This is a genomic window from Chryseolinea sp. H1M3-3, from assembly GCF_029360725.1.
Lineage (GTDB): Bacteria > Bacteroidota > Bacteroidia > Cytophagales > Cyclobacteriaceae > Chryseolinea.
Genome location: NZ_JARKMY010000010.1, coordinates 28,435 through 47,850 on the forward strand (window position 1 = coordinate 28,435; position 19,416 = coordinate 47,850).

Annotated in this window: 23 protein-coding genes and 1 pseudogene; 15 read left to right on the forward strand and 9 right to left on the reverse strand. The window is 41.0% G+C overall.

All coding sequences use genetic code 11. The annotated features are described in order from the left end of the window. Positions 1-102 precede the first annotated feature (102 nt). The gene (locus P2W71_RS17000; RefSeq protein ID WP_276372492.1) at positions 103-690 is read left to right on the forward strand and encodes an ACP phosphodiesterase; all 588 of its coding nucleotides are present in this window, start codon (positions 103-105) and stop codon (positions 688-690) included. A gap of 25 nt (positions 691-715) precedes the next feature. Next, entirely contained in the window at positions 716-1,081 is a 366-nt protein-coding gene (locus P2W71_RS17005) for a hypothetical protein (protein ID WP_276372493.1), read from the forward strand. A 53-nt stretch (positions 1,082-1,134) separates the two neighbouring features. On the opposite strand, the gene thiL is transcribed toward P2W71_RS17005, so the two are convergent. After that, positions 1,135-2,166 carry a thiamine-phosphate kinase gene (gene thiL / locus P2W71_RS17010; protein WP_276372494.1) on the reverse strand — a complete coding sequence of 344 codons (1,032 nt, stop codon included), beginning with the start codon at positions 2,164-2,166 and terminating at the stop codon, positions 1,135-1,137. A gap of 126 nt (positions 2,167-2,292) precedes the next feature. Here thiL and P2W71_RS17015 point away from each other — a divergent pair, with 126 nt between their 5' ends. Next, positions 2,293-2,457, forward strand: coding sequence for a hypothetical protein (locus tag P2W71_RS17015; protein ID WP_276372495.1), 165 nt, complete (start codon positions 2,293-2,295; stop codon positions 2,455-2,457). On the opposite strand, the gene mce is transcribed toward P2W71_RS17015, so the two are convergent. After that, on the reverse strand, positions 2,454-2,852 hold the full coding sequence (mce, locus tag P2W71_RS17020) for a methylmalonyl-CoA epimerase (RefSeq protein WP_276372496.1): 399 nt from the start codon (positions 2,850-2,852) through the stop codon (positions 2,454-2,456). The two genes, P2W71_RS17015 and mce, sit on opposite strands and share 4 nt — an antisense overlap. Before the next feature lie 72 nt (positions 2,853-2,924). On the opposite strand from mce, the gene P2W71_RS17025 reads away from it, so the two are divergent. Together P2W71_RS17025 and P2W71_RS17030 are read left to right on the forward strand one after the other, a co-directional pair. Next, entirely contained in the window at positions 2,925-3,335 is a 411-nt protein-coding gene (locus P2W71_RS17025; RefSeq protein ID WP_276372497.1) for a hypothetical protein, read from the forward strand. 17 nt (positions 3,336-3,352) lie between these two features. After that, on the forward strand, positions 3,353-3,679 hold the full coding sequence (locus P2W71_RS17030; protein WP_276372498.1) for an iron-sulfur cluster assembly accessory protein: 327 nt from the start codon (positions 3,353-3,355) through the stop codon (positions 3,677-3,679). Between the two features lie 32 nt (positions 3,680-3,711). Here the strand turns inward: P2W71_RS17030 and P2W71_RS17035 are convergent. The 4 genes and pseudogenes from P2W71_RS17035 to P2W71_RS17050 all read right to left on the reverse strand — a co-directional run bounded on the left by P2W71_RS17035 (position 3,712) and on the right by P2W71_RS17050 (position 6,953). Continuing rightward, positions 3,712-4,250: pseudogene (locus P2W71_RS17035) on the reverse strand (Uma2 family endonuclease). Positions 4,251-4,353: 103 nt separating this feature from the next. Beyond that, the gene (locus P2W71_RS17040) at positions 4,354-4,767 is read right to left on the reverse strand and encodes a Rid family detoxifying hydrolase (protein WP_276372499.1); all 414 of its coding nucleotides are present in this window, start codon (positions 4,765-4,767) and stop codon (positions 4,354-4,356) included. Further along, positions 4,767-5,567: a DUF4198 domain-containing protein gene (locus P2W71_RS17045; protein WP_276372500.1), complete on the reverse strand. Its 801-nt coding sequence runs from the start codon at positions 5,565-5,567 to the stop codon at positions 4,767-4,769. The genes P2W71_RS17040 and P2W71_RS17045 overlap by 1 nt, the downstream gene beginning before the upstream one ends. Before the next feature lie 90 nt (positions 5,568-5,657). Next, the gene (locus P2W71_RS17050; RefSeq protein ID WP_276372501.1) at positions 5,658-6,953 is read right to left on the reverse strand and encodes an aminopeptidase P family protein; all 1,296 of its coding nucleotides are present in this window, start codon (positions 6,951-6,953) and stop codon (positions 5,658-5,660) included. Between the two features lie 45 nt (positions 6,954-6,998). Here P2W71_RS17050 and P2W71_RS17055 point away from each other — a divergent pair, with 45 nt between their 5' ends. Beyond that, a complete protein-coding gene (locus tag P2W71_RS17055; RefSeq protein WP_276372502.1) occupies positions 6,999-8,366 on the forward strand; it encodes an alpha-L-fucosidase in 1,368 nt (455 codons plus the stop codon). A gap of 6 nt (positions 8,367-8,372) precedes the next feature. On the opposite strand, the gene P2W71_RS17060 is transcribed toward P2W71_RS17055, so the two are convergent. Both P2W71_RS17060 and P2W71_RS17065 read right to left on the reverse strand, forming a co-directional pair. Further along, on the reverse strand, positions 8,373-8,978 hold the full coding sequence (locus P2W71_RS17060; protein WP_276372503.1) for a DinB family protein: 606 nt from the start codon (positions 8,976-8,978) through the stop codon (positions 8,373-8,375). 273 nt (positions 8,979-9,251) lie between these two features. Beyond that, positions 9,252-9,719 carry a DUF4199 domain-containing protein gene (locus P2W71_RS17065; RefSeq protein WP_276372504.1) on the reverse strand — a complete coding sequence of 156 codons (468 nt, stop codon included), beginning with the start codon at positions 9,717-9,719 and terminating at the stop codon, positions 9,252-9,254. Between the two features lie 212 nt (positions 9,720-9,931). Here P2W71_RS17065 and P2W71_RS17070 point away from each other — a divergent pair, with 212 nt between their 5' ends. Then, the gene (locus P2W71_RS17070; RefSeq protein ID WP_276372505.1) at positions 9,932-10,219 is read left to right on the forward strand and encodes a hypothetical protein; all 288 of its coding nucleotides are present in this window, start codon (positions 9,932-9,934) and stop codon (positions 10,217-10,219) included. On the opposite strand, the gene P2W71_RS17075 is transcribed toward P2W71_RS17070, so the two are convergent. Beyond that, entirely contained in the window at positions 10,216-11,184 is a 969-nt protein-coding gene (locus tag P2W71_RS17075) for a zinc dependent phospholipase C family protein (RefSeq protein WP_276372506.1), read from the reverse strand. The two genes, P2W71_RS17070 and P2W71_RS17075, sit on opposite strands and share 4 nt — an antisense overlap. Positions 11,185-11,347: 163 nt before the next feature. Here P2W71_RS17075 and rpsT point away from each other — a divergent pair, with 163 nt between their 5' ends. The 8 genes from rpsT (at position 11,348) to rny (ending at position 19,317) form a co-directional block, all read left to right on the forward strand. Further along, complete coding sequence (rpsT, locus tag P2W71_RS17080; RefSeq protein ID WP_276373335.1) at positions 11,348-11,602, forward strand: 30S ribosomal protein S20; 255 nt, start codon at positions 11,348-11,350, stop codon at positions 11,600-11,602. A gap of 126 nt (positions 11,603-11,728) precedes the next feature. Continuing rightward, positions 11,729-12,424 (forward strand): DNA repair protein RadC, encoded by a 696-nt coding sequence (gene radC / locus P2W71_RS17085; protein ID WP_276373337.1) that lies wholly within the window; start codon positions 11,729-11,731, stop codon positions 12,422-12,424. 228 nt (positions 12,425-12,652) lie between these two features. Then, on the forward strand, positions 12,653-13,843 hold the full coding sequence (locus P2W71_RS17090; RefSeq protein ID WP_276372507.1) for a serine hydrolase domain-containing protein: 1,191 nt from the start codon (positions 12,653-12,655) through the stop codon (positions 13,841-13,843). Further along, positions 13,840-14,457: a DUF1684 domain-containing protein gene (locus tag P2W71_RS17095; RefSeq protein ID WP_276372508.1), complete on the forward strand. Its 618-nt coding sequence runs from the start codon at positions 13,840-13,842 to the stop codon at positions 14,455-14,457. The genes P2W71_RS17090 and P2W71_RS17095 overlap by 4 nt, the downstream gene beginning before the upstream one ends. A 124-nt stretch (positions 14,458-14,581) precedes the next feature. Beyond that, complete coding sequence (pheT, locus tag P2W71_RS17100; protein WP_276372509.1) at positions 14,582-16,996, forward strand: phenylalanine--tRNA ligase subunit beta; 2,415 nt, start codon at positions 14,582-14,584, stop codon at positions 16,994-16,996. Positions 16,997-17,073: 77 nt separating this feature from the next. Continuing rightward, positions 17,074-17,370 carry a hypothetical protein gene (locus P2W71_RS17105; RefSeq protein WP_276372510.1) on the forward strand — a complete coding sequence of 99 codons (297 nt, stop codon included), beginning with the start codon at positions 17,074-17,076 and terminating at the stop codon, positions 17,368-17,370. Positions 17,371-17,391: 21 nt separating this feature from the next. Next, positions 17,392-17,679: a cell division protein ZapA gene (locus P2W71_RS17110; RefSeq protein WP_276372511.1), complete on the forward strand. Its 288-nt coding sequence runs from the start codon at positions 17,392-17,394 to the stop codon at positions 17,677-17,679. A 69-nt stretch (positions 17,680-17,748) separates the two neighbouring features. Then, positions 17,749-19,317 carry a ribonuclease Y gene (gene rny, locus P2W71_RS17115; RefSeq protein WP_276372512.1) on the forward strand — a complete coding sequence of 523 codons (1,569 nt, stop codon included), beginning with the start codon at positions 17,749-17,751 and terminating at the stop codon, positions 19,315-19,317. Positions 19,318-19,416 lie beyond the last annotated feature (99 nt).

Consider the following 19,416-nt stretch of genomic DNA (forward strand, 5'->3'; position numbering starts at 1 on the left):
TTTAGTTTAGAGGGTCTTCAATCATGTGCGTGTGTGTGAAGAACTCAAGGAGATTTTCAACTTAGGAAACTTAATGGCAAATAACCAATAACTTTACAGAGCATGAATTTCCTGGCCCACATTTATTTATCAAATGACGATCCGCAGATTATGGTTGGCAATTTTATTGGTGATTTTGTGAAGGGGAGAAATTTCCCTGACAATTTTCATGCGGGCGTTGCACGGGGCATAGAACTCCACCGAGCCATTGATGAGTTTACAGATCGCCATCCAGTCGTTCAGCAAAGCAAAATAAAGCTGCGACCAAAATACAGGCATTATGCAGGCGTCATTGTTGACATTTTTTATGATCATTTTTTATCCAAGTACTGGACGGCGTATCATGCAACGCCACTTCCGCAGTTTGCTGATCAGGTTTATGGCATCATGCAGGAGTATCATTCCATTTTACCGGCAGCTGTAAAAAACATGTTGCCCTACATGATGCGAGATAACTGGCTTGTCAACTACGGAAATCTTCAGGGAATAGGTCAGGCGTTGAAAGGAATTTCCCGACGAACACGTTATGATTCAAAAATGAATGAATCCATTTTCGAATTGGAACAGTTCTATGAAGAATTTAAAAACGAGTTTGAGACTTTTATGCCTGATTTAAAATTGCATGCTGACACATTCTTAAAACAGAACTAATTTTGTCTAACACTCTTTTTGCACTATGCACAACGATCCTGAATTAAGCGGAAAATACCTTGGCACAATCTCCGAAGATTTTGTAAAAGTCTCCGATACATTAAAAGAAGCCTCTTATCAAATTCGAAAAGCAGGCTTTGATTTTCCAATATTTCCGCTTTGCAAAATGGAACAGCCAATCGGTGAAATTCTTCTTAAGCCCGAAATTAATGGAACAACCTGGTATTACTACGCGTCGTTCCTGAACGAATTTATTCAGCGCGAACTCGTAGCCAAAGACAAGGTAGAGGACTTTGAAAAAGCTTATAAAGATCCTGACGAATTTTGCTGCTTATTTGTAATCGATCCGCAGTTTACAAATTTTGTTTTCATTCCTTATCCTGAAGATTAGCAGAGCAACGGGATGGCTGGGATATCGCTGGTGGTGACCTTGCCTCGTCGAAGCTACTTAAAATGGTCCCAACCTTGCGCTCTTACCGGTACCGCATTTCCCTGTTTGGTTATCAGTACGTTCTCTCCTTTTCGTTCGTGTACATACCCTATAAAATGAATATCGGGATGGTTCTTGATCTTTTCCTGGTCTGATTTGGCGATGGTGAAAAGCAACTCGTAATCCTCTCCACCGTTCAGGGCACACGTTATTGGATCAAGTTTAAATTCAACTGCTGTTTCGTACGTTGCGTGATCGATAGGAATCTTATCCTCATAAATCCTAAAACCAACACCAGAGTTTTTAGCTATATGAAATAACTCCGAGGCAAGGCCATCTGAAATATCGATCATAGACGTTGGCTTTACACCGGCTTCTTCCAGATCAAAAACGATATCGGTACGGGCTTCAGGTTTCAATTGACGACCCACCATGTATTCGTATTTCTCAAGGTTGGGCTGCATATCAGGGTTAGTGAGATAGACTTCTTTTTCGCGGGCCAAAACCTGGAGGCCAGTAAAAGCTCCGCCAAGATCACCTGTAACACAAAGAATATCATTAGGCTTTGCCCCATTTCGATATGAAATCGTTTCCTTCCTAGCTCTTCCAATGGCGGTAATGGAGATTACCAACCCCGAAGAAGATGATGTTGTATCGCCACCAACCAAATCCACTTTATAATTTTCGCAAGCTGCTTTTATTCCTGCGTATAAGGCATCCACCGCCTCCACCGAAAATCGGTTGCTCAAGGCAATACTCACGGTAATTTGTTCGGCTCGTCCATTCATGGCTGCAATGTCAGACACGTTCACTGCCACTGCCTTGTATCCAAGATGATGAATAGGTGTGTAGGAAAGGTCAAAATGGATGCCTTCCACCAGCATGTCAGTTGAAATGAGCACACATTCGTTGCCAGCATCTATCACCGCCGCATCATCGCCAATGCCAGTTAGTGATGACGGATTTCTGAGGCTAAACTTTTCATGAATACGGTCAATAAGACCAAATTCTCCCAGTTGATTTATTTCGGATCGGGTTTCGCTCATACGTTATTTTTATCAGGTCTTTTTGGCGTGCAGAGAGACCATTCGTCCTGCAAAAGTAAGATTATCGGTGAATAAGCACGATTTACATGGTATATTCAGTGTACTTATGCAGTAGAATGTGAGGTTATGAAAAAGTATGTTGGAATACTCTTAGCGCTATTGATGATGAGTGCCTGCAGCTCGCCAAAACCGTATTATAAAACGGCTAAGGGTAAAAAGAAACAAAAGTACTATAACGAAATCCAGTTTGGCGGCAAAAGCACTAGTCAGCTGAGGAAAATTAAAAATTAAATATCCTGGCACAACTCTATTAACACCCCGCCGGTGGATTTAGGGTGCAAAAAACAAATTATTTTGTCGTCAGCTCCGCGTTTAGGAAGCTCGCTAATAACCTCAAATCCCTTCTTTTTATACTGTTCGATGCTTTCGGCAACGTCAGAAACCGAGAATGCCAAATGATGGATACCCTCGCCCTTTTTTTCGATAAACCTGGCGATAGGCGAATCATTTTTGGTGGCCTCCAAAAGCTCGATTTTTACGCCTCCGATATTAAAAAAAGAAGTACGAACACCCTCGGAATCAACCGTTTCGATCTTATAATGCGCCTGGCCTAACAACGATGCAAACAAAGCATTACTTTGTTCCATATTCTTTACGGCGATTCCAATGTGCTCTAGTTTTTCCATATTTGTTAACTTTGCAGTAATGAAGAAACTTTTTGATTAATTTAAAAGTTTACGCAATGAAACTTTAGTATCATGATTGAGACACTCAGTGAGATGCATGTAGAAGCAGCCCGCATACAGCAAGAAATCAAAGACTATTTGGGGTTGCGTACGTCAGATCTGGTGTTTGAATACACAACGCTGGAGGGAAAGGTAAAGCTTGATTTGATCACGATCAATCCCCGTCACAACCAGGCGTTTCTGTTCCATAGTGAGACAGGAGCTGATAAAGTTCATGCCCTTTCAAAAATGCTATCGTATGTGCAAAGCTATAAGGAAAAAGAAAACTCCTATACCATTCAGTGGGTGGCCAAGGGTGATACTGAATTGCACACATCATATTTCAAAGCAGGAAATATTTTAGATGCATTGCAAAAATTGTATTATGGAAGGGATATGAATACCATTACAGTATTCAGCGTTGTATTGAACCCAATTTCTTAGATTTAAGTTTGTATTGTATGATAAGCGTAACTGACAAAGCAAAAGACAAGATTATCTCTCTCCGCAAGGAAGAAGGCAGAGCCGTGCACAATAACGTTCGTGTAATGGTGAAAGGTGGAGGTTGCTCCGGATTAATGTATGATCTTAATTTCGATGACGAAGTAAAACCTGCCGATCAGATCTTTGAAGACAAGGGGATCAAGATTCTCGTAGATAAAAAAAGCTTGTTGTACTTATTGGGTACCACTCTGGATTTCTCCGATGGATTGAACGGGAAGGGATTCCAGTTTATCAATCCAAATGCAACACGTACCTGCGGATGCGGAGAGAGCTTCGCTGTGTAGGCGATTTCCGCCAAAAAAAGAGACTTTGCGATTTATATAAGAGGCGATAAGTCCAGCTGAAATCCTTCTACAGGTTTTTCACCTTTTAACTTACCATCAAATCCGCGGATCGTTTCTATCGATCCATCAGCACGAAATACATAATTGTTTTTTTCTATTGGATCGATGAGCCACCCAAGTTCAGTTTTGTTAGCAATCCATAGGGTCATCTTCTTTTTTAAGTCATCAAGATGATCGGATTTTGACTGACTTCAATTACAAATTCAGGACAAAGCGGTGCAAATTTATTCTTATCATCGTCAGGTATGGAATTCCACTTCCCAATAGAAACCCACGAAGCATCTGGTGAAAATACAGATCGGTCTGGAAGGGTAAAACCTGTGGAGCTGTCAAAAACAACACCAGTTCTATTCTTGCTATTCCATTGGTAAAGCTGACCAAATATTTCAGAGCTATGAAGTCCAGATAACGTGCTAACGGGTGATGTGATAATTATTTCGAGACTGCTATTTCTTTCGATACGAAGGCCGGAGTTTTCGAGACAGAATTTCAAAAACACTTCGTCACTCATACTTCGGGTGATGCTATCTCTTAACACTAGTGCTTCCAATTGCGGAACGTTTTATTAAAGGATTCAAATTTTTAATGACGGCGAAGTAACGAGCTATTGTAATTTAAACAACAGCGATACATTTCAATTCAATAGCAATCGGTGTTGGTAATGCATTCACTTCAACAGTAGTTCTGCACGGCTGATTTGTTTTAAAATATTCAGCATAGATTTTATTGAAGGTTGGGAAATCCGTTTTCATGTCCGTGAGAAAAACAGTAACATCCACTAAGTTTTCCCATGAGGAACCGGAGGCTTCAAGAATGTATTTTACATTTTGAAACACAGCGTGGCATTGTTGTTCAATATCATAACTCACAATATTTCCCCCTTTATCCAACGTAACCCCTGGAATTTCTTTTGATCCTTTCTCTCTTGGGCCCACGCCAGACAAAAAAAGAAGATTGCCTACTTTCTTTGCGTGCGGATAAGCCCCAACCGGATCAGGAGCTTTGTCGGAGTGTATCTTTTCCATCATTATTTTTGAATTCCAAAAATCAAACTTCCCCAGTAGCTCTGCCATTCAGCGGCAGGATCTTTTGAAGGCACCATGCGTACCACACTTACCATCCAGGGACCAGGGTTACTAATATGCACTTCAAACGTCCCATCTTTTTCCGTGTAGATGTTTTGAATGGTGGTGCGGTTATCAAATCGGTTCCAAACTTTAGTTCTCACACCAAACATAGGCTTGCCGTCAAAAAGAATTTTAAACCGAATCGGATCGCCAATTTTTAGCGTGTAGGGATTTTTTTCGGGAACAATCTCCACCGGAAACCCTAAAATCTTTTTAGATACATCCGTTCTTTTCCCTCCAACCTGGACCAACAATTTTGTGTGCCTCGAGTAAAATTCCTTCGCCTGTGCTGTTAATGTATTTGTCTTTTTCCGATGTTCTAAAATATCATCAAGGCCATCTTCCTTTAAATATGTATTAAAATCTTCTCCACTCATTTCAACGAATGCATTTGTGCTTTGCATGGCAACCATATGAGTTCCCTCCTCTTTCAAAGTGTAACTCAAGTTATCTTGCTTCCCTTCTTTTAAGCTATCTAAAAGATTAGTCACATTGGTGGACTGATGCAATTGAAATGTTTCGATACGATCCTTTTTGAGATTCCAAGGCTCACCCATAAAGTTTTCGCCCACTTTAAAACTTAGTACCAGTTTTTCAGCCGCTTTATAAAAGAATTTCGTTGGCTGTATCCAAAATTCATGCGCCTTCGCCAGGGTAAGGAGGACCAGTAATGTTATACTCAGAAATATTCTTTTATACATCTTGGGAGTGTTGGGGTGTTGAAGTTCGGGGTGTTGGAGTTGGCAGCTACGTTCATTTTGTAATGCTTGATTCCATTGGCATAGACTGTCTTACGAATTCATAATCTCTTCAATTTCTTCTACTTCAATGGGTATATTTTTCATCAGATCAATAACACCATTCCGTTGAATCACAACATTATTTTCAATGCGTATACCTAATCCCTCTTCACGGATGTAAATCCCGGGCTCAACGGTCCAAACCTGGCCCACTTGCATTTTATGATACATGTTTCCAACATCATGCACATCAAGGCCAAGTTGATGACCGGTGCCATGCATAAAATATTTCATGAATAAAGGCTTATTCGGATCTTGATTCTTTACATCTTTTTTATCGATCAATTTTAAACCTATCAGTTCATGTTCCATGATTTTCTGAACCTGTTTATGATAATCAAAATATTTTTCACCAGGTTTCAGCAACTTGACGGCCTCACGATGTACACGAAGAACAGCATTGTAGACTTCTTTTTGCCGCTTTGAAAATTTTCCATTCACCGGAATGGAGCGGGTCAGGTCGGCATTGTAGTTCGCATATTCGGCACCTACATCCAGTAGTAAAATATCTCCATCCTGACAAACTTCATCATTTTCGATATAATGAAGTACACAGGAATTTTTCCCAGCCGCAACGATGGGTTCATACGCAAAGCCACGTGATCCGCTTTTTATGAATTCATGAATAAACTCCGCTTCAATTTCATTTTCTCTTACCCCGGGTTTAACAAAATTTAATACACGTCGAAATGCCCTTTCAGTAATATCACACGCCTGTTGCAAAAGTTCTATTTCATATTTCGACTTAATACTTCTCAGCTTATGCATGATTGGCGCCAATCTTTCATAGGTATGAAGCGGATACTTTTCCATGCAGGTTTTCACAAATCGCATTTCTCTTGTGACCACGGATGAATCGGCGCGATAATGATCATTGGTATTCAAATAAACGTGTTGTGTATCGCCCATCACCATCATGGTATTGAACAATCTCCAGAATTCTGAAACCCAAAGCACCGTTTCAATTCCTGTTAATTCACGAGCTTCTTCTTTTGTTAATTTATGCCCCTCCCACGTAGCGATGTGCTCATTGGTTTCTCGAAGAAACAATACTTCCTTATACTTTTTATCCGGGAAGTCCGGGCACAGCACCAATATCGTTTCTTCCTGGTCTACGCCTGTTAAGTAAAACAAATCACTATTCTGACGAAAACGCATGGTGCCATCTGAATTGGTGGGCATGATGTCGTTTGCATTTAATGCCACAAGTGAATTTGGTTTGAGTTCCTTCAACAATCTTTTTCGATTTGACACGAAGAGTTCCTTGTTGATGCTTTTGTATCTCATAATGAATCCCTAATTTTCTGAAGCCGCAATTTAAAATAAATCTCCATGAACATAAGAATACAAAATAACGTCAGGCACGATTGCATTGGTACTACTAAGAAATTCAGAATACTTCTGACTTTTATGCTGTTATTATTTTTGTATATGGCAACAGTTAATCCTTTACACGGCCAGTCATACCAGCCATCGCCTGAAAATCTAAAAACCAGGGAATGGTTTCAGAACGCCAAATTTGGTTTGTTTATCCATTGGGGGGTTTATAGTGTACTCGGTGATGGAGAGTGGGTCATGAACCAACAGCAAATACCTGTAAATATTTACGAGAAAATTCCTTCCTTCTTCAACCCGACAGAATTTGATGCGAAAGCCTGGGTGCAAATGGCAAAGGCAGCAGGAATGAAATATATCACGATTACCAGTAAACATCATGATGGCTTTGCCATGTGGGACAGTAAAGTTTCCGACTACAACATCGTAAAACGTACACCCTACGGAAAAGATGTATTGAAGATGCTTGCAGATGAATGCAAAAAAGAAGGGATCAAACTTTTCTTTTATCATTCTCAACTTGACTGGCATCATCCCGATTATTTTCCACGCGGAAATACAGGCGGAAGCTGGACGGGCAGACCAGAAAGCGGCGATATGAATAAATATCTTGATTACATGGATGCCCAACTCACGGAGTTGCTTACAAACTATGGCGAAGTAGCAGGCATTTGGTTTGACGGAATGTGGGATAAAAAAGATGCTGATTGGAGGTTGCAAAAAACTTATAATCTCATCCATCAGTTACAACCTGCAGCGCTGGTCGGAAGCAATCATCACCGTGCGCCATATCCGGGGGAAGATTTTCAGATGTTTGAAAAAGATTTGCCAGGACACAATACCACCGGTTTCTCAGCCGAGTCTAAAGTTGGCACCTTGCCAAAAGAAACCTGTGAAACCATCAATAACTCCTGGGGTTTCCATTTAAAAGATGACAAGCACAAGAGTAAAAAAGATCTCATTCAATATTTGGTCAAGGCCGCTGGATATGACGCTAACTTTTTATTAAACATTGGGCCGATGCCAAATGGAAAAATCCAGCCCGAACATGTTGCCTTGCTTAATGAGATGGGAGAATGGATCAGGATTTATGGCGAAACAATTTATGGTACGCGTGGCGGACCATTAACGGCACGCGACTGGGGTGTTACCACACAAAACGGAAACAAAGTCTATGTACACCTATTAAAATGGTTCGATGAATCGATTACAATTCCATCTTGGGGAAAGAAAATTAAATCCGTAAAAATCTTTCAGGATAAGACGCCGCTTAAATTTTCACTGAATGATTTTGGCCTAAGCTTTAAAATTCCCAAAGACAAGCTCAATGAGATTGACACTGTTATTGAGATCGAGATCCTTTAACTTTAATTAAATCTTCGGAAAATTACGGTTGGCTTTTACCTCCTCAAGTTGCGCATCGTGTCTGTTGGCATGGGCGACTATCCAAACGAGCCATTGATACGCTGTTAAGTCGCCTACCGCCGGGTGAGGTGCTACATGATTTTTCAGAGGGTCGCTCGTGGTCTTGATATACGTTATGGTCTTTTCGCGAGCTGCTTTAAATGCCGCTATCAATTCAAACTTCGACGTGAATTTCCCTTGCGGCTTTATCGGTTCCGGGGCTTGTGCTTTTGTTGTCCGGTCCATTGCTTTTGCAAGAATCCGCTGCTCATTCCCTTCCAAGTTTTTTGCTTTTTCAGGATCAGGTAGTGATTGTAAGAGTTTTTGTGCGATTGAAAACAAGAAGCCTTCTGAAATAGTAATATGTTCTGCAATGTCACCGACAGACCATTTGTCAGATGATGGCTTGAACCTCCATTGTTCATCGCTCACCTGTTCAATCTTTGTTAAAAATTTTTTTGAGTTTTCTTCTAACAAATCGATCAAAAATTTTCGCTCGCCCGTTGAAAGTGTTTGAGCAAAAGTGGTTTGAAGTGCTGCGAAATAAATTAATACAACGAAAAGTCTTTTCATATAACTGATTTCGGATCTTGATCTTGTTATACTTACACACCCTAAATGTTAGTGTATTTTAAATCAATACTGCGCTAACGCAACATAATTGGCGTAAACTAATCTCACCCGTTCCAAGTCTCTGAGAATGCCCCTCAGCATCGCTTCAACTTTATCCATTCGCTTAAGCGCAGTATTATTAACACAACACCTATGCAAAGGTCTGCATGCTGCATTTAATAATGCACCCAGACTGAAAATATTTATCGGAGCGATGAATCGGTTAACAATCAATTAAGCCTCCGTATCCAATGGAGCGCTTACTTCGTCCGTTGTGATCCAGTTAAGAATAACAAAGGTCACCAGCAATCCGGAGAAGAAACCCTCCAATACTACAATAAAGGCCGCGATGTAAGCATTTAGATATCTTCCCATTGGTTCATTATCGATAATAGATTGCATGAGATCGTTATCGAGTTTCATATACAGGAATAAAAACATTCCGAAAATTAATGAAGCTATCCCAGCAGTAGCCACACCGGTAATAAGTCCTCGGAAATAATTTAAGTGCGTGGCATGAGTGTGCTTGAATTTTTTCAATGCCATAAAAACGCCCACACTTAGTATCACCAGGTTAAAGAGTCGTAATTCCGCATGATGGCTTAATCCAACAAGCTTCATGATTAGGAAAAAGAGTATTAAACTAGCAGCTATGCGCAGACCATAGTTTTCAGGAATGCGGTTCGGGTTATTCAAACTCATAAAATTTGGGATTAGTTATAACTAAATATTTCCAAATTTTCCCAGAAATGCAAACGTTTGTGGAAGTATTAATCAAACGCCGGCTTTGTCCCATTATATCCATCAAGCATCGATGCCTTCATAAATGAGCGCATTTCACAATTGTTATTAAACTATAGCGCTCTCAATGGTCTAGAAAAGTAATAATTTAGGGGACTTATTATAGTACCGCTATGAACTTCGACGACTTTAAATCCTCGTTAACATCTTCGACACCACCAAAAGCTTTAAGCAACAGTCTTCAGGCAATGTGGTATGATGGAAGGGGCGACTGGGAAAAGGCGCATTCTATAGCGCAGGATATTCACAACTTAGAGGGATCTTGGATACATGCGTATTTGCATCGCAAAGAAGGAGACCAGGGAAATGCAGCCTACTGGTATCATCGGGCCAACCAACCTGTTTGTAAAACATCACTACAGGAAGAATGGGAAAATATTGTCAGGACGCTCATACATTAAGAATCCTGTTCGTGATCACGTGTTTTAACACGCTGGTTTTTCCATTCCTCCACTTCTTGCCTTCGTTTTAATAACTCGTCTTCTGAAGGTTTGTGGTCAATTAATGATTTCATATCCGGCTGGCCAGCATCCACCCACGCTGTAAACCAGAAATCGCCAATCAATTTAATGGAAGCTCGCATTTGACGCTCAACCATCCCATCGAGAATCTTGTGAAATGCTTTCGAATATTCTCTCGTATAAACTTTGACCGTTTGTCTGCCCTTGGTTTCAAAGGTGTATTTACGTTCCTTAAACTTTTCGGCAAGCTTTTTTTCCTCACTGAGTACGAATTCAACATCACGATGTGCGGATTCAATCCCAGCCCAAATCGCCAGTTGTGGATTTTCGAGATATGTTGCTTTGCCAACAAAAAAGTCATACTCACTAAAAAACAATTCTGGCAACCTCGATTCCCAAAATCCGTGAATCCCTTCTTGTCCCGTAAGCTGACCGTTATAATTTTCGGTTGTATGCAAAGGCACATGTGCATCGGCAATATAATGTCCCAGGTCAGCCGAGATTCTTAATATCCTGTCTGGGTCTTTCATCAGAAATGCATCTTTCAGCCGATAAAACATAATGTTTACATGCCACGGAACAATGCCGTATGCTTTCAAAGTATCTTCCGTGAATATTTCAATGGCAGCATTCCAAAAACGCGGCATCTTTTGAAGTGCGCTATCGCCGTAATGATCGAGATCAATGTAATGTCTGGGAGCCTCATCGGGTACCGAAAACCGTCGCCGATCAGGGTTAATAGAAGCTTCGGTAATGAAATTGATGTTCGTTTTATAAAACCGAGACATTTCCGGGGGAAGGGTGAATACAGCCAGCCGGTTGATGCGCTGATGACCAAAAAATCCCCACGAAGAAAGTATTATCCATAGCAAAACCAGGGAAAGCAGTTTGAGGGAGGTATTCATAAATTTGGCTAACGGTTATAAATAAATAGCGCCTTAAATTAAAAAATTAGCCAAAACCTTCAAAACAATGTGATTTTTAGCTTTCAATAAATTGATTTCCATTATGGTTTTTGCAATTCCCGTAAATCCCTTTACCTTTGCAGTCCTTATTTTTAAGCACAATATGGCAAATCACAAATCAGCAGAAAAAAGAATCCGTGCTAATGAAGCAAAACGGGTAAGAAACCGCTACCAGGCTAAAACGACCCGTACATCAATAAAGAAACTAAGAACAACAACAGTGAAGACCGAAGCTGAATCTTTATTGAAAGAAGTTTCATCTATGATCGATAAGCTGGCCAAGAAAAACATTATTCATTGGAAGAAAGCAGCGAATCAAAAATCAAAATTGACTAAGTTCGTAAATAAGCTTTCTTAATAAAAGCTACAACTAATGCCCATTAAACCCTGCCTTGGCGGGGTTTCTTTTTTTAAGCCCTTTCATATTTCAATTTTCGACGCATATCTTCGTGCTCAAATCGTTAGCTATTATTTCTATTTTTCCATGAATGAACCAAGATCGCTCAGCATCAAAAGTTGGTCACCTGAGGACCGTCCCCGTGAAAAACTAATTTTAAAAGGAAAATCAGCACTATCCGATGCAGAATTGATTGCAATTTTGCTGGGATCAGGCACCACGACGATGAGTGCCGTGGAACTCGCAAAAAAAGTTCTCCAGCCTGCCGACAATAATTTACACGAACTAGCGCGATTGACCGTTAAGGATCTGATAAAGATTAAAGGAATAGGCGAAGCAAAAGCATTAACCATTGTTGCAGCGCTAGAACTAGGCAGGAGAAGGAAGGACTTGGAAGGAAATGAGAAATTCAAAATCATGGGCAGTCGCGACGCATATGATATCCTTAAAGCTGATCTACTGGATATTGGTCACGAAGAATTTTGGATTCTTTTGTTAAACCGTGCGAATCGTGTGATTCGGAAATCACAAGTAAGCCAGGGAGGCGTAGCCGGCACCGTAGCGGATCCAAAAATTATCTTCAAGATGGCATTGCAGGAATTGGCCTGTGGCATTATCCTCGCACATAATCATCCATCCGGAAATCTAACCGCTAGTCAAGCAGACCTTGATCTTACAAAAAAATTAAAAGAAGCTGGTAAATTGCTCGACATTCAAGTACTCGATCATCTTATCGTTGCAGGGCAAAAATATTTTAGCTTTGCCGACGAAGGGATGATGTGAGCAGTATTGTTATTCGTGAAATTTATCCGTTACAAAAACGGCAATGAGTTTCGATTGCAATAACAAACAACGAAGAAGGTTTGCAGCAAAACACACATGCTTTACTCACCTGATAATGGGTAAGGATTAACGGACAAGGGCACAATGAGGAGAACTAAAACTAGAACTCGATACATCATTTCAGGAATCGTTTTAATTGGTTTATCTTTTTTACTAGCGCAGTTTCTGATGAAAGAAAATAAGACGGCAACCGTCAAAAAAAAGATAGCGCCGACGCCGCCAAAGAAAGCAAACCCCCTCCTTCAAGAATTGTTACAAGATTACAATAAAGAGATTAACTCCTTAGCGCTGGAAACTAATACACCGGGTGCTGCGATCGCCGTGGTTCACGACTCCTCTATTGTGTTTTTAAAATCATACGGAGTTAAACGTGCGGGCTCAACAGACTCGGTTGACGTTAACACCGTATTCCGAATTGCATCGGTCTCCAAATGTTTTGCTGCATTTTTAACAGGTATATTAGTTGAGGATAGCGTGCTGTCGTGGGACAATCATGTTATTGATTATGTGCCCAATTTTAAATTAAGTTCTCCGGAAGAAACTCAACGTCTCAGCATCAAAAATGTATTGTCGCATACAACAGGCCTTCCCTACCACGCTTACACCAACATGGTCGAAGAAGGAATCGCGCTTGATACCATGCTTTCATGGTTAAAAAAAATAAAACTGGTTTCAAAAGTTGGAGACGCTTACAGTTATCAAAACGTTGCTTACAGTGTAATCGGTCCTGTTATGCAAGCGGCAACGGGGAAGACCTATGAAAGCCTTATGCAGGAAAAGGTTTTCGGTCCGTTAAAAATGAATACGGCATCTATTGATTATGCAAGCATCATGCAAAACCCGAATGTAGCAAAACCTCACCTGAGGAGAAGCAGACAATGGAAGCCCGCTAAAATTACGGATACCTATTACAACGTTGCCCCTGCCGGCGGAATCAACGCGAGTATTTCAGACATGGCGCAATGGATGATCGCACTGTTAGGCAATCGGGAAGATATCATTACACGGGCAACGCTCCATCACCTCTATAGCCCCATGGTAAAAGCCCGGTCGAAAAACAGAAACTACGGACGCATGCATCGATTGAGTGACTCATTTTACGGACTGGGCTGGCGCATTCTTTACTATCCCAACGATACTTTGATTTATCATGGTGGATACGTCAATGGCTATCGAAGTGAAGTTGCTATTAATCCTAAAGACAAGATCGCAGTTTGTATTTTAGCGAACGCTCCAGGAGAATTGGCGGATAATGGAATACCTTTATTTTTCGATTTGTTCAATACACGCCGCGACAGCATTAATGCCTGGGAGGAAAAAAACAGAATTAAATTTTTAGGTACACCAGCAATCCCATGAAAACACAAAACATCATTCTGTTGATCGCCGCTGCCGTTATAATTGTAAGCGTTTTTTATTCCTTTATGGGAGGAAGTGATGAATCAGCTTATACCGCTGAAATTAATAAAGAGCGCGAAGAGAAAGATCGCTTTATGCGGACTTCAACCGAGTCGCCATTCGCGGCCGACCCCGATGCATTTAAGGGGTTATCATATTATCCGCCCAATCTGAGATATAAGATCATTGCCGACCTGAGTCCTGTTCAAAACAAAAAACTCGTGACACTTACCACAAACACCGGCGAGGAGCAACAGTATTCGGAATACGCATATGCGGAATTTGATCTAGATGGGTATCACCACAAATTATTAATTCTGGAAGTGATTGCAATGGGGCCTCAACGCGGAAAACTTTTCTTTGCCTTTGGCGATGAAACAAGTGCTGTTGAAACGTATGGGGCAGGACGATACCTGGATGTAGCTAAAGTACCTGGAAGCAATACGATTACATTGGATTTTAACAAAGCATATAATCCTTATTGCGCTTACTCAGATAAATTTTCTTGTCCGCTTCCACCCGCAGAAAACCTCTTGCACATTGCGATTAAGGCAGGGGAAAAAGCATATCATTGACAATTCCCGATTTCAATTGGGCAAAATAATTTAAACACTACGTTTTAGCCTCGTGCAAGTTCCTCTTCTTAAGTATTTTTGCTTCCTTGCGAAACTTTATTTTTGAACCCTTAAAAATTCATCAATGACCATTTCGTATAACTGGCTGAAAGAATATATTGATATTCCTGAATCTCCGGAAGAAATTGGCCATATCCTCACCTCCACAGGTCTTGAAGTTGAGCATATCGAACTGCATGAAACGATCAAAGGCGGGCTGCAAGGTTTAGTTATAGGTGAAGTACTTACGTGTTCTAAACATCCTAATGCTGATAAACTTTCACTGACTACCGTCGACGTTGGAAATAACAAAATCTTACCGATCGTATGCGGCGCACCCAATGTGGCCGCAGGTCAGAAAGTGGTAGTAGCCGTTCCTGGTACGACATTATATACTGCAAAGGGAGAATCGTTTACCATCAAATCAACAAAGATTCGGGGAGAACAGTCGGAAGGAATGATTTGTGCAGAAGACGAAATTGGGTTGGGAAAAAGTCATGAAGGAATTATTGTATTACACACACAACTTCCCAACGGTACGCCTGCATCTCAGTTGTATGATATCCAATCCGATTATACTATTGAAATCGGATTAACGCCCAATCGCGCCGATGCTGCGTCGCACCTCGGTGTTGCCCGCGACATCAAAGCTTCCAAAAAAAGAACGTTGAAGTTACCTTCTGTCGATAACTTCAAAGTTCAAAATAAGAACCTCGCCATTACCGTTCAAGTTGAAAATACGGATGCTTGTCCCCGATATTCTGCTGTCACTATTTCCGGCGTCAAGGTAAGTGAGTCACCCAATTGGCTGAAGAACAGATTGCTCGCTATTGGCCAAACACCGATCAACAATATTGTTGATATCACAAATTTTGTTCTTCATGAGTTGGGTCAACCACTCCATGCTTTTGATGCCGATCAAATAATTGGAAGCAAAGTGATCGTAAAGACACTGCCTGAAGGCACCAAGTTCACTACCTTAGATAAGAAAGAACGAACATTGAAAGCATCAGATTTAATGATCTGCAATGCCCAGGAAGGAATGTGCATCGGCGGTGTTTTTGGCGGTATTAAATCTGGTATCACCGAAGACAGCAAAAATGTTTTTCTGGAAAGTGCTTATTTCTCTCCTGAGTACATCAGAAAAACTTCCATGCATCACCAACTCAAGACAGATGCATCGTTTCGCTTTGAAAGAGGCACCGATCCAAACAACACGGTGTATGCTTTGAAGCGCGCAGCTTTATTGATTCAGGAAATTGCCGGCGGAGAAATTTCTTCTGACATCGTTGATGTTTACCCCAGCAAAATTGAAAACAGGATATTTTCTGTCAAGTATAAAAACGTTGACCGTTTAATTGGGAAAAATATCCCGCGCGAAGAAATGCTTTCCATTTTGGAACGCCTTGACATTCAGATATTGGAAAAAAATGAAACCGATTTTAAAGTTTCAGTTCCTCCTTATCGCGTAGATGTTATGCAGGAAGCCGATATCGCAGAAGAAGTTTTGCGCATTTATGGATTCAACAACATTGAACTTTCCGAAATAGCATCAACAGATTACCTAGCCTCTTTTCCTTCCAAGGACATTAATAAATACAAAAGGACAATTGGTGAGCTGTTGATTTCCAATGGGTTCTATGAGATCTGGACCAACTCACTAACAAATTTTTCTTATCAACAAAAACACAACCTAAGCTTTAAGGGCATCCCGGTAGAGATCTTGAATAAGTTAAGTGAGGAGCAAGGCATACTTCGCCAAACATTGCTGTTCACCGGCCTTGAAGTTTGCGCGTACAACATCAATCGTAGACAAAAAGATTTAAAGCTTTTTGAATTTGGAAAGATCTATTATAAGGAGGCGGATAAATATCAGGAAGAAGAACGTTTGGTATTGTTCATGACAGGTAACGTTCAAACAGAAAACTGGCGTAATCCTTCAAAGGGTGTCGATTATTATGAACTGGCGCAACATGTTCAGCACATCCTGATCAAATCAGGTTGTGTTGATCTTAAACATGAAAAAATAGATGACCAACTATTGGATTATGGAGTTAGATTACTGCGTGGTTCAAAAGAGTTTGGTAAGCTCGGAAAAATAAAACAAGCGTTATTGAAAGATTTTGGCATTAAGCAAGATTTATTTTATGCCGAGCTGAACACATCCTTGCTTTTCCAAAATGCAAACCCTAAGTTAGTAATTCAGGAAGTTGCTAAGTTCCCTGAAGTAAGACGCGACTTGTCACTCATTTTAGACAAGCAAATCAGCTTTGAGGAGATTCACAACCTGATTATGGGGGCGGAAAAGCGGTTGATTCGAAACGTTATCGCTTTTGATGTTTACGAGGGTGAAAATATTCCGAAAGGAAAGAAAGCATATGCACTTGGTTTTACATTATTGGATGAAACCAAGACCCTGACGGATGAAGAGATTGACAAGACAATGGAGCGACTGATGGCAGCACTTGAACAAAAATTGGGGGCTTTAATTAGAAAATAATGAAGGTATAGTGTGGATGGGTGAAGCTAGGTTAACGGATACCTGAACACCATTACACCATACGTAAATAATATTGCATGAATCAGGAACTTCTTAAAACCAACCTCAGTGGGTTGGAACGCAAAATTTTGGTGCTTGTTAACGAGCATAAAAACCTGAAGGAAGAGCTGAAAAGCCTTAAAAGGGAAAACCAGGAACTGAAAACTGCAGTACGCGCACGTGATGAACAAATTGCCGGTTTTCATAATCAATTGAAAATCACTAAAATTGTGGATAGTATTAACCCGGAAGACGGAAGTGTTTCGGAGTTGAAGAAAAAAGTGGACGATTACATTCGTGAAATCGACAAGTGCATTGCCCACTTAAGCAGATAAGAAACCCAGTAAGATTATTTGATGGAGGATCTTTCTATAAAAATCAAAATAGCGGACCGCGAGTATCCTATGAAGGTTAAACTCGCGGACGAAGAGCGGGTTCGAATGGCCGGCAAACTCATCAATGAAAAGATAAAATCTTATCGGGAACAATTTGGGATTGACGATAAGCAAGATTTATTGGCCATGGTTGCATTCGATTGCCTTATAGATAAGATGGCAGCCGATGAAACATACCAGGCTATTGACCAAACCGTGTTTGAAAAGGTAAATCAGCTCAATCATATCGTTTCTCAATCTATTCTTTAAGTCCTTCACTCCTTATTCTCTTCTGAGCCAAGGCGGCAACTCCGGGGTGTTTATAACCTAAATTTTTTTATGTCAACGACCGTGATAGCTATTGTAGCCAGCATCATCGCTACGATTGTGCTGAGCCCTTTGATCGGTTCCTGGCTGTACAAAAGAAAGCTTAAGAAAAATGAAGAAGACGCCGGTGCGAAAGCCAAGCTGATTCTAAAAGAAGCAGAAATTGCAGCTGAGAATTTGAAAAAAGACAAAATTCTGGAGGCGAAGGAAAAACTCCTCAAAATGAAAACCGAATTTGAGGAGGAAGCAAACAAGAAGAAAAGCCTCATCATCAGTAATGAACAAAAGATCAAGCAACGAGAACAGACCTTAAGCAAGGAAATCGAAAACCTGAAACGCAAAGAAGGAGAGCTTGACGATATCCGAACAGACCTGGCCGCCCAGCTGGAGCACACCAAGAAACGAAAAGAAGAACTGGATAAATTCAATCAACAGAAGATTCAGGTTCTTGAAAATATCAGCAAGTTAACGGCAGACGAAGCACGTGAACAATTAGTCGCTTCCCTAAAAGATGAAGCGCAAACCAGGGCGTCAAGCTACATCAAAGACATCATGGAGCAGGCCAAGTTAACCGCTACCAAAGAAGCCAAAAAAATTGTTGTAGAAACCATCCAACGAACTGCGACGGAACACGCCATTGAAAACTGTGTGTCAATTTTTAATATTGAAAGCGACGACATTAAGGGTAAAATTATTGGTCGTGAAGGCCGTAACATCCGTGCATTAGAAGCTGCAACCGGCGTAGAAATCATCGTAGATGACACTCCGGAAGCGATTATAATTTCTGGGTTTGATCCGGTTCGACGTGAAATCGCACGGCTTTCTTTACATCGCCTGGTACAAGACGGAAGAATACATCCCGCCCGTATTGAGGAGATCGTTTCAAAAACAGCCAAAAATATTGACGACGAAATAATTGAAACCGGAGAACGCACGGTAATCGATCTGGGTATTCATGGACTACATCCCGAACTGGTAAGAATGGTTGGTCGCATGAGATTCCGGTCTTCTTATGGTCAGAATTTATTGCAGCACTCCCGTGAAGTTGCCAACCTGTGTGCCATCATGGCAAGTGAGCTAGGTTTAAATGTTAAACAGGCAAAACGCGCGGGTCTGTTACACGATATAGGCAAAGTATGGCCGGAAGAACTTGAGAAACCCCATGCAATTGTGGGAATGGAGCTTGCACAAAAATATAAAGAGCATCCTGTTATCTGTAACGCCATTGGTGCCCATCACGATGAAATCGAAATGACGAACATCATCTCTCCTATTGTTCAGTCATGTGATGCAATCAGCGGGGCCAGACCGGGCGCAAGACGTGAGGTGATGGAGCAATACATTAAACGCTTGAAAGAACTTGAGCAACTCGGACTCAGCTTCGATGGCGTGGATAAATGTTACGCCATCCAAGCGGGACGCGAGTTACGCGTAATTGTTGATGCAGAAAAAGCAACAGACGAACGCGCAGGACAACTTAGCTTTGATATTTCACAGAAAATTGAACGTGACATGCAATATCCCGGACAAGTAAAAGTAACCGTCATTCGCGAAATGCGAAGTGTGGCTTACGCTAAATGACAACCTTATAAATCGATTAAAGAGGCTCCTTTGTCGGAGCCTTTTTTTGTTGTGTCGTTTATTTTTTTAACGGACTGGCTGGCACCAGTTCTTTATTTA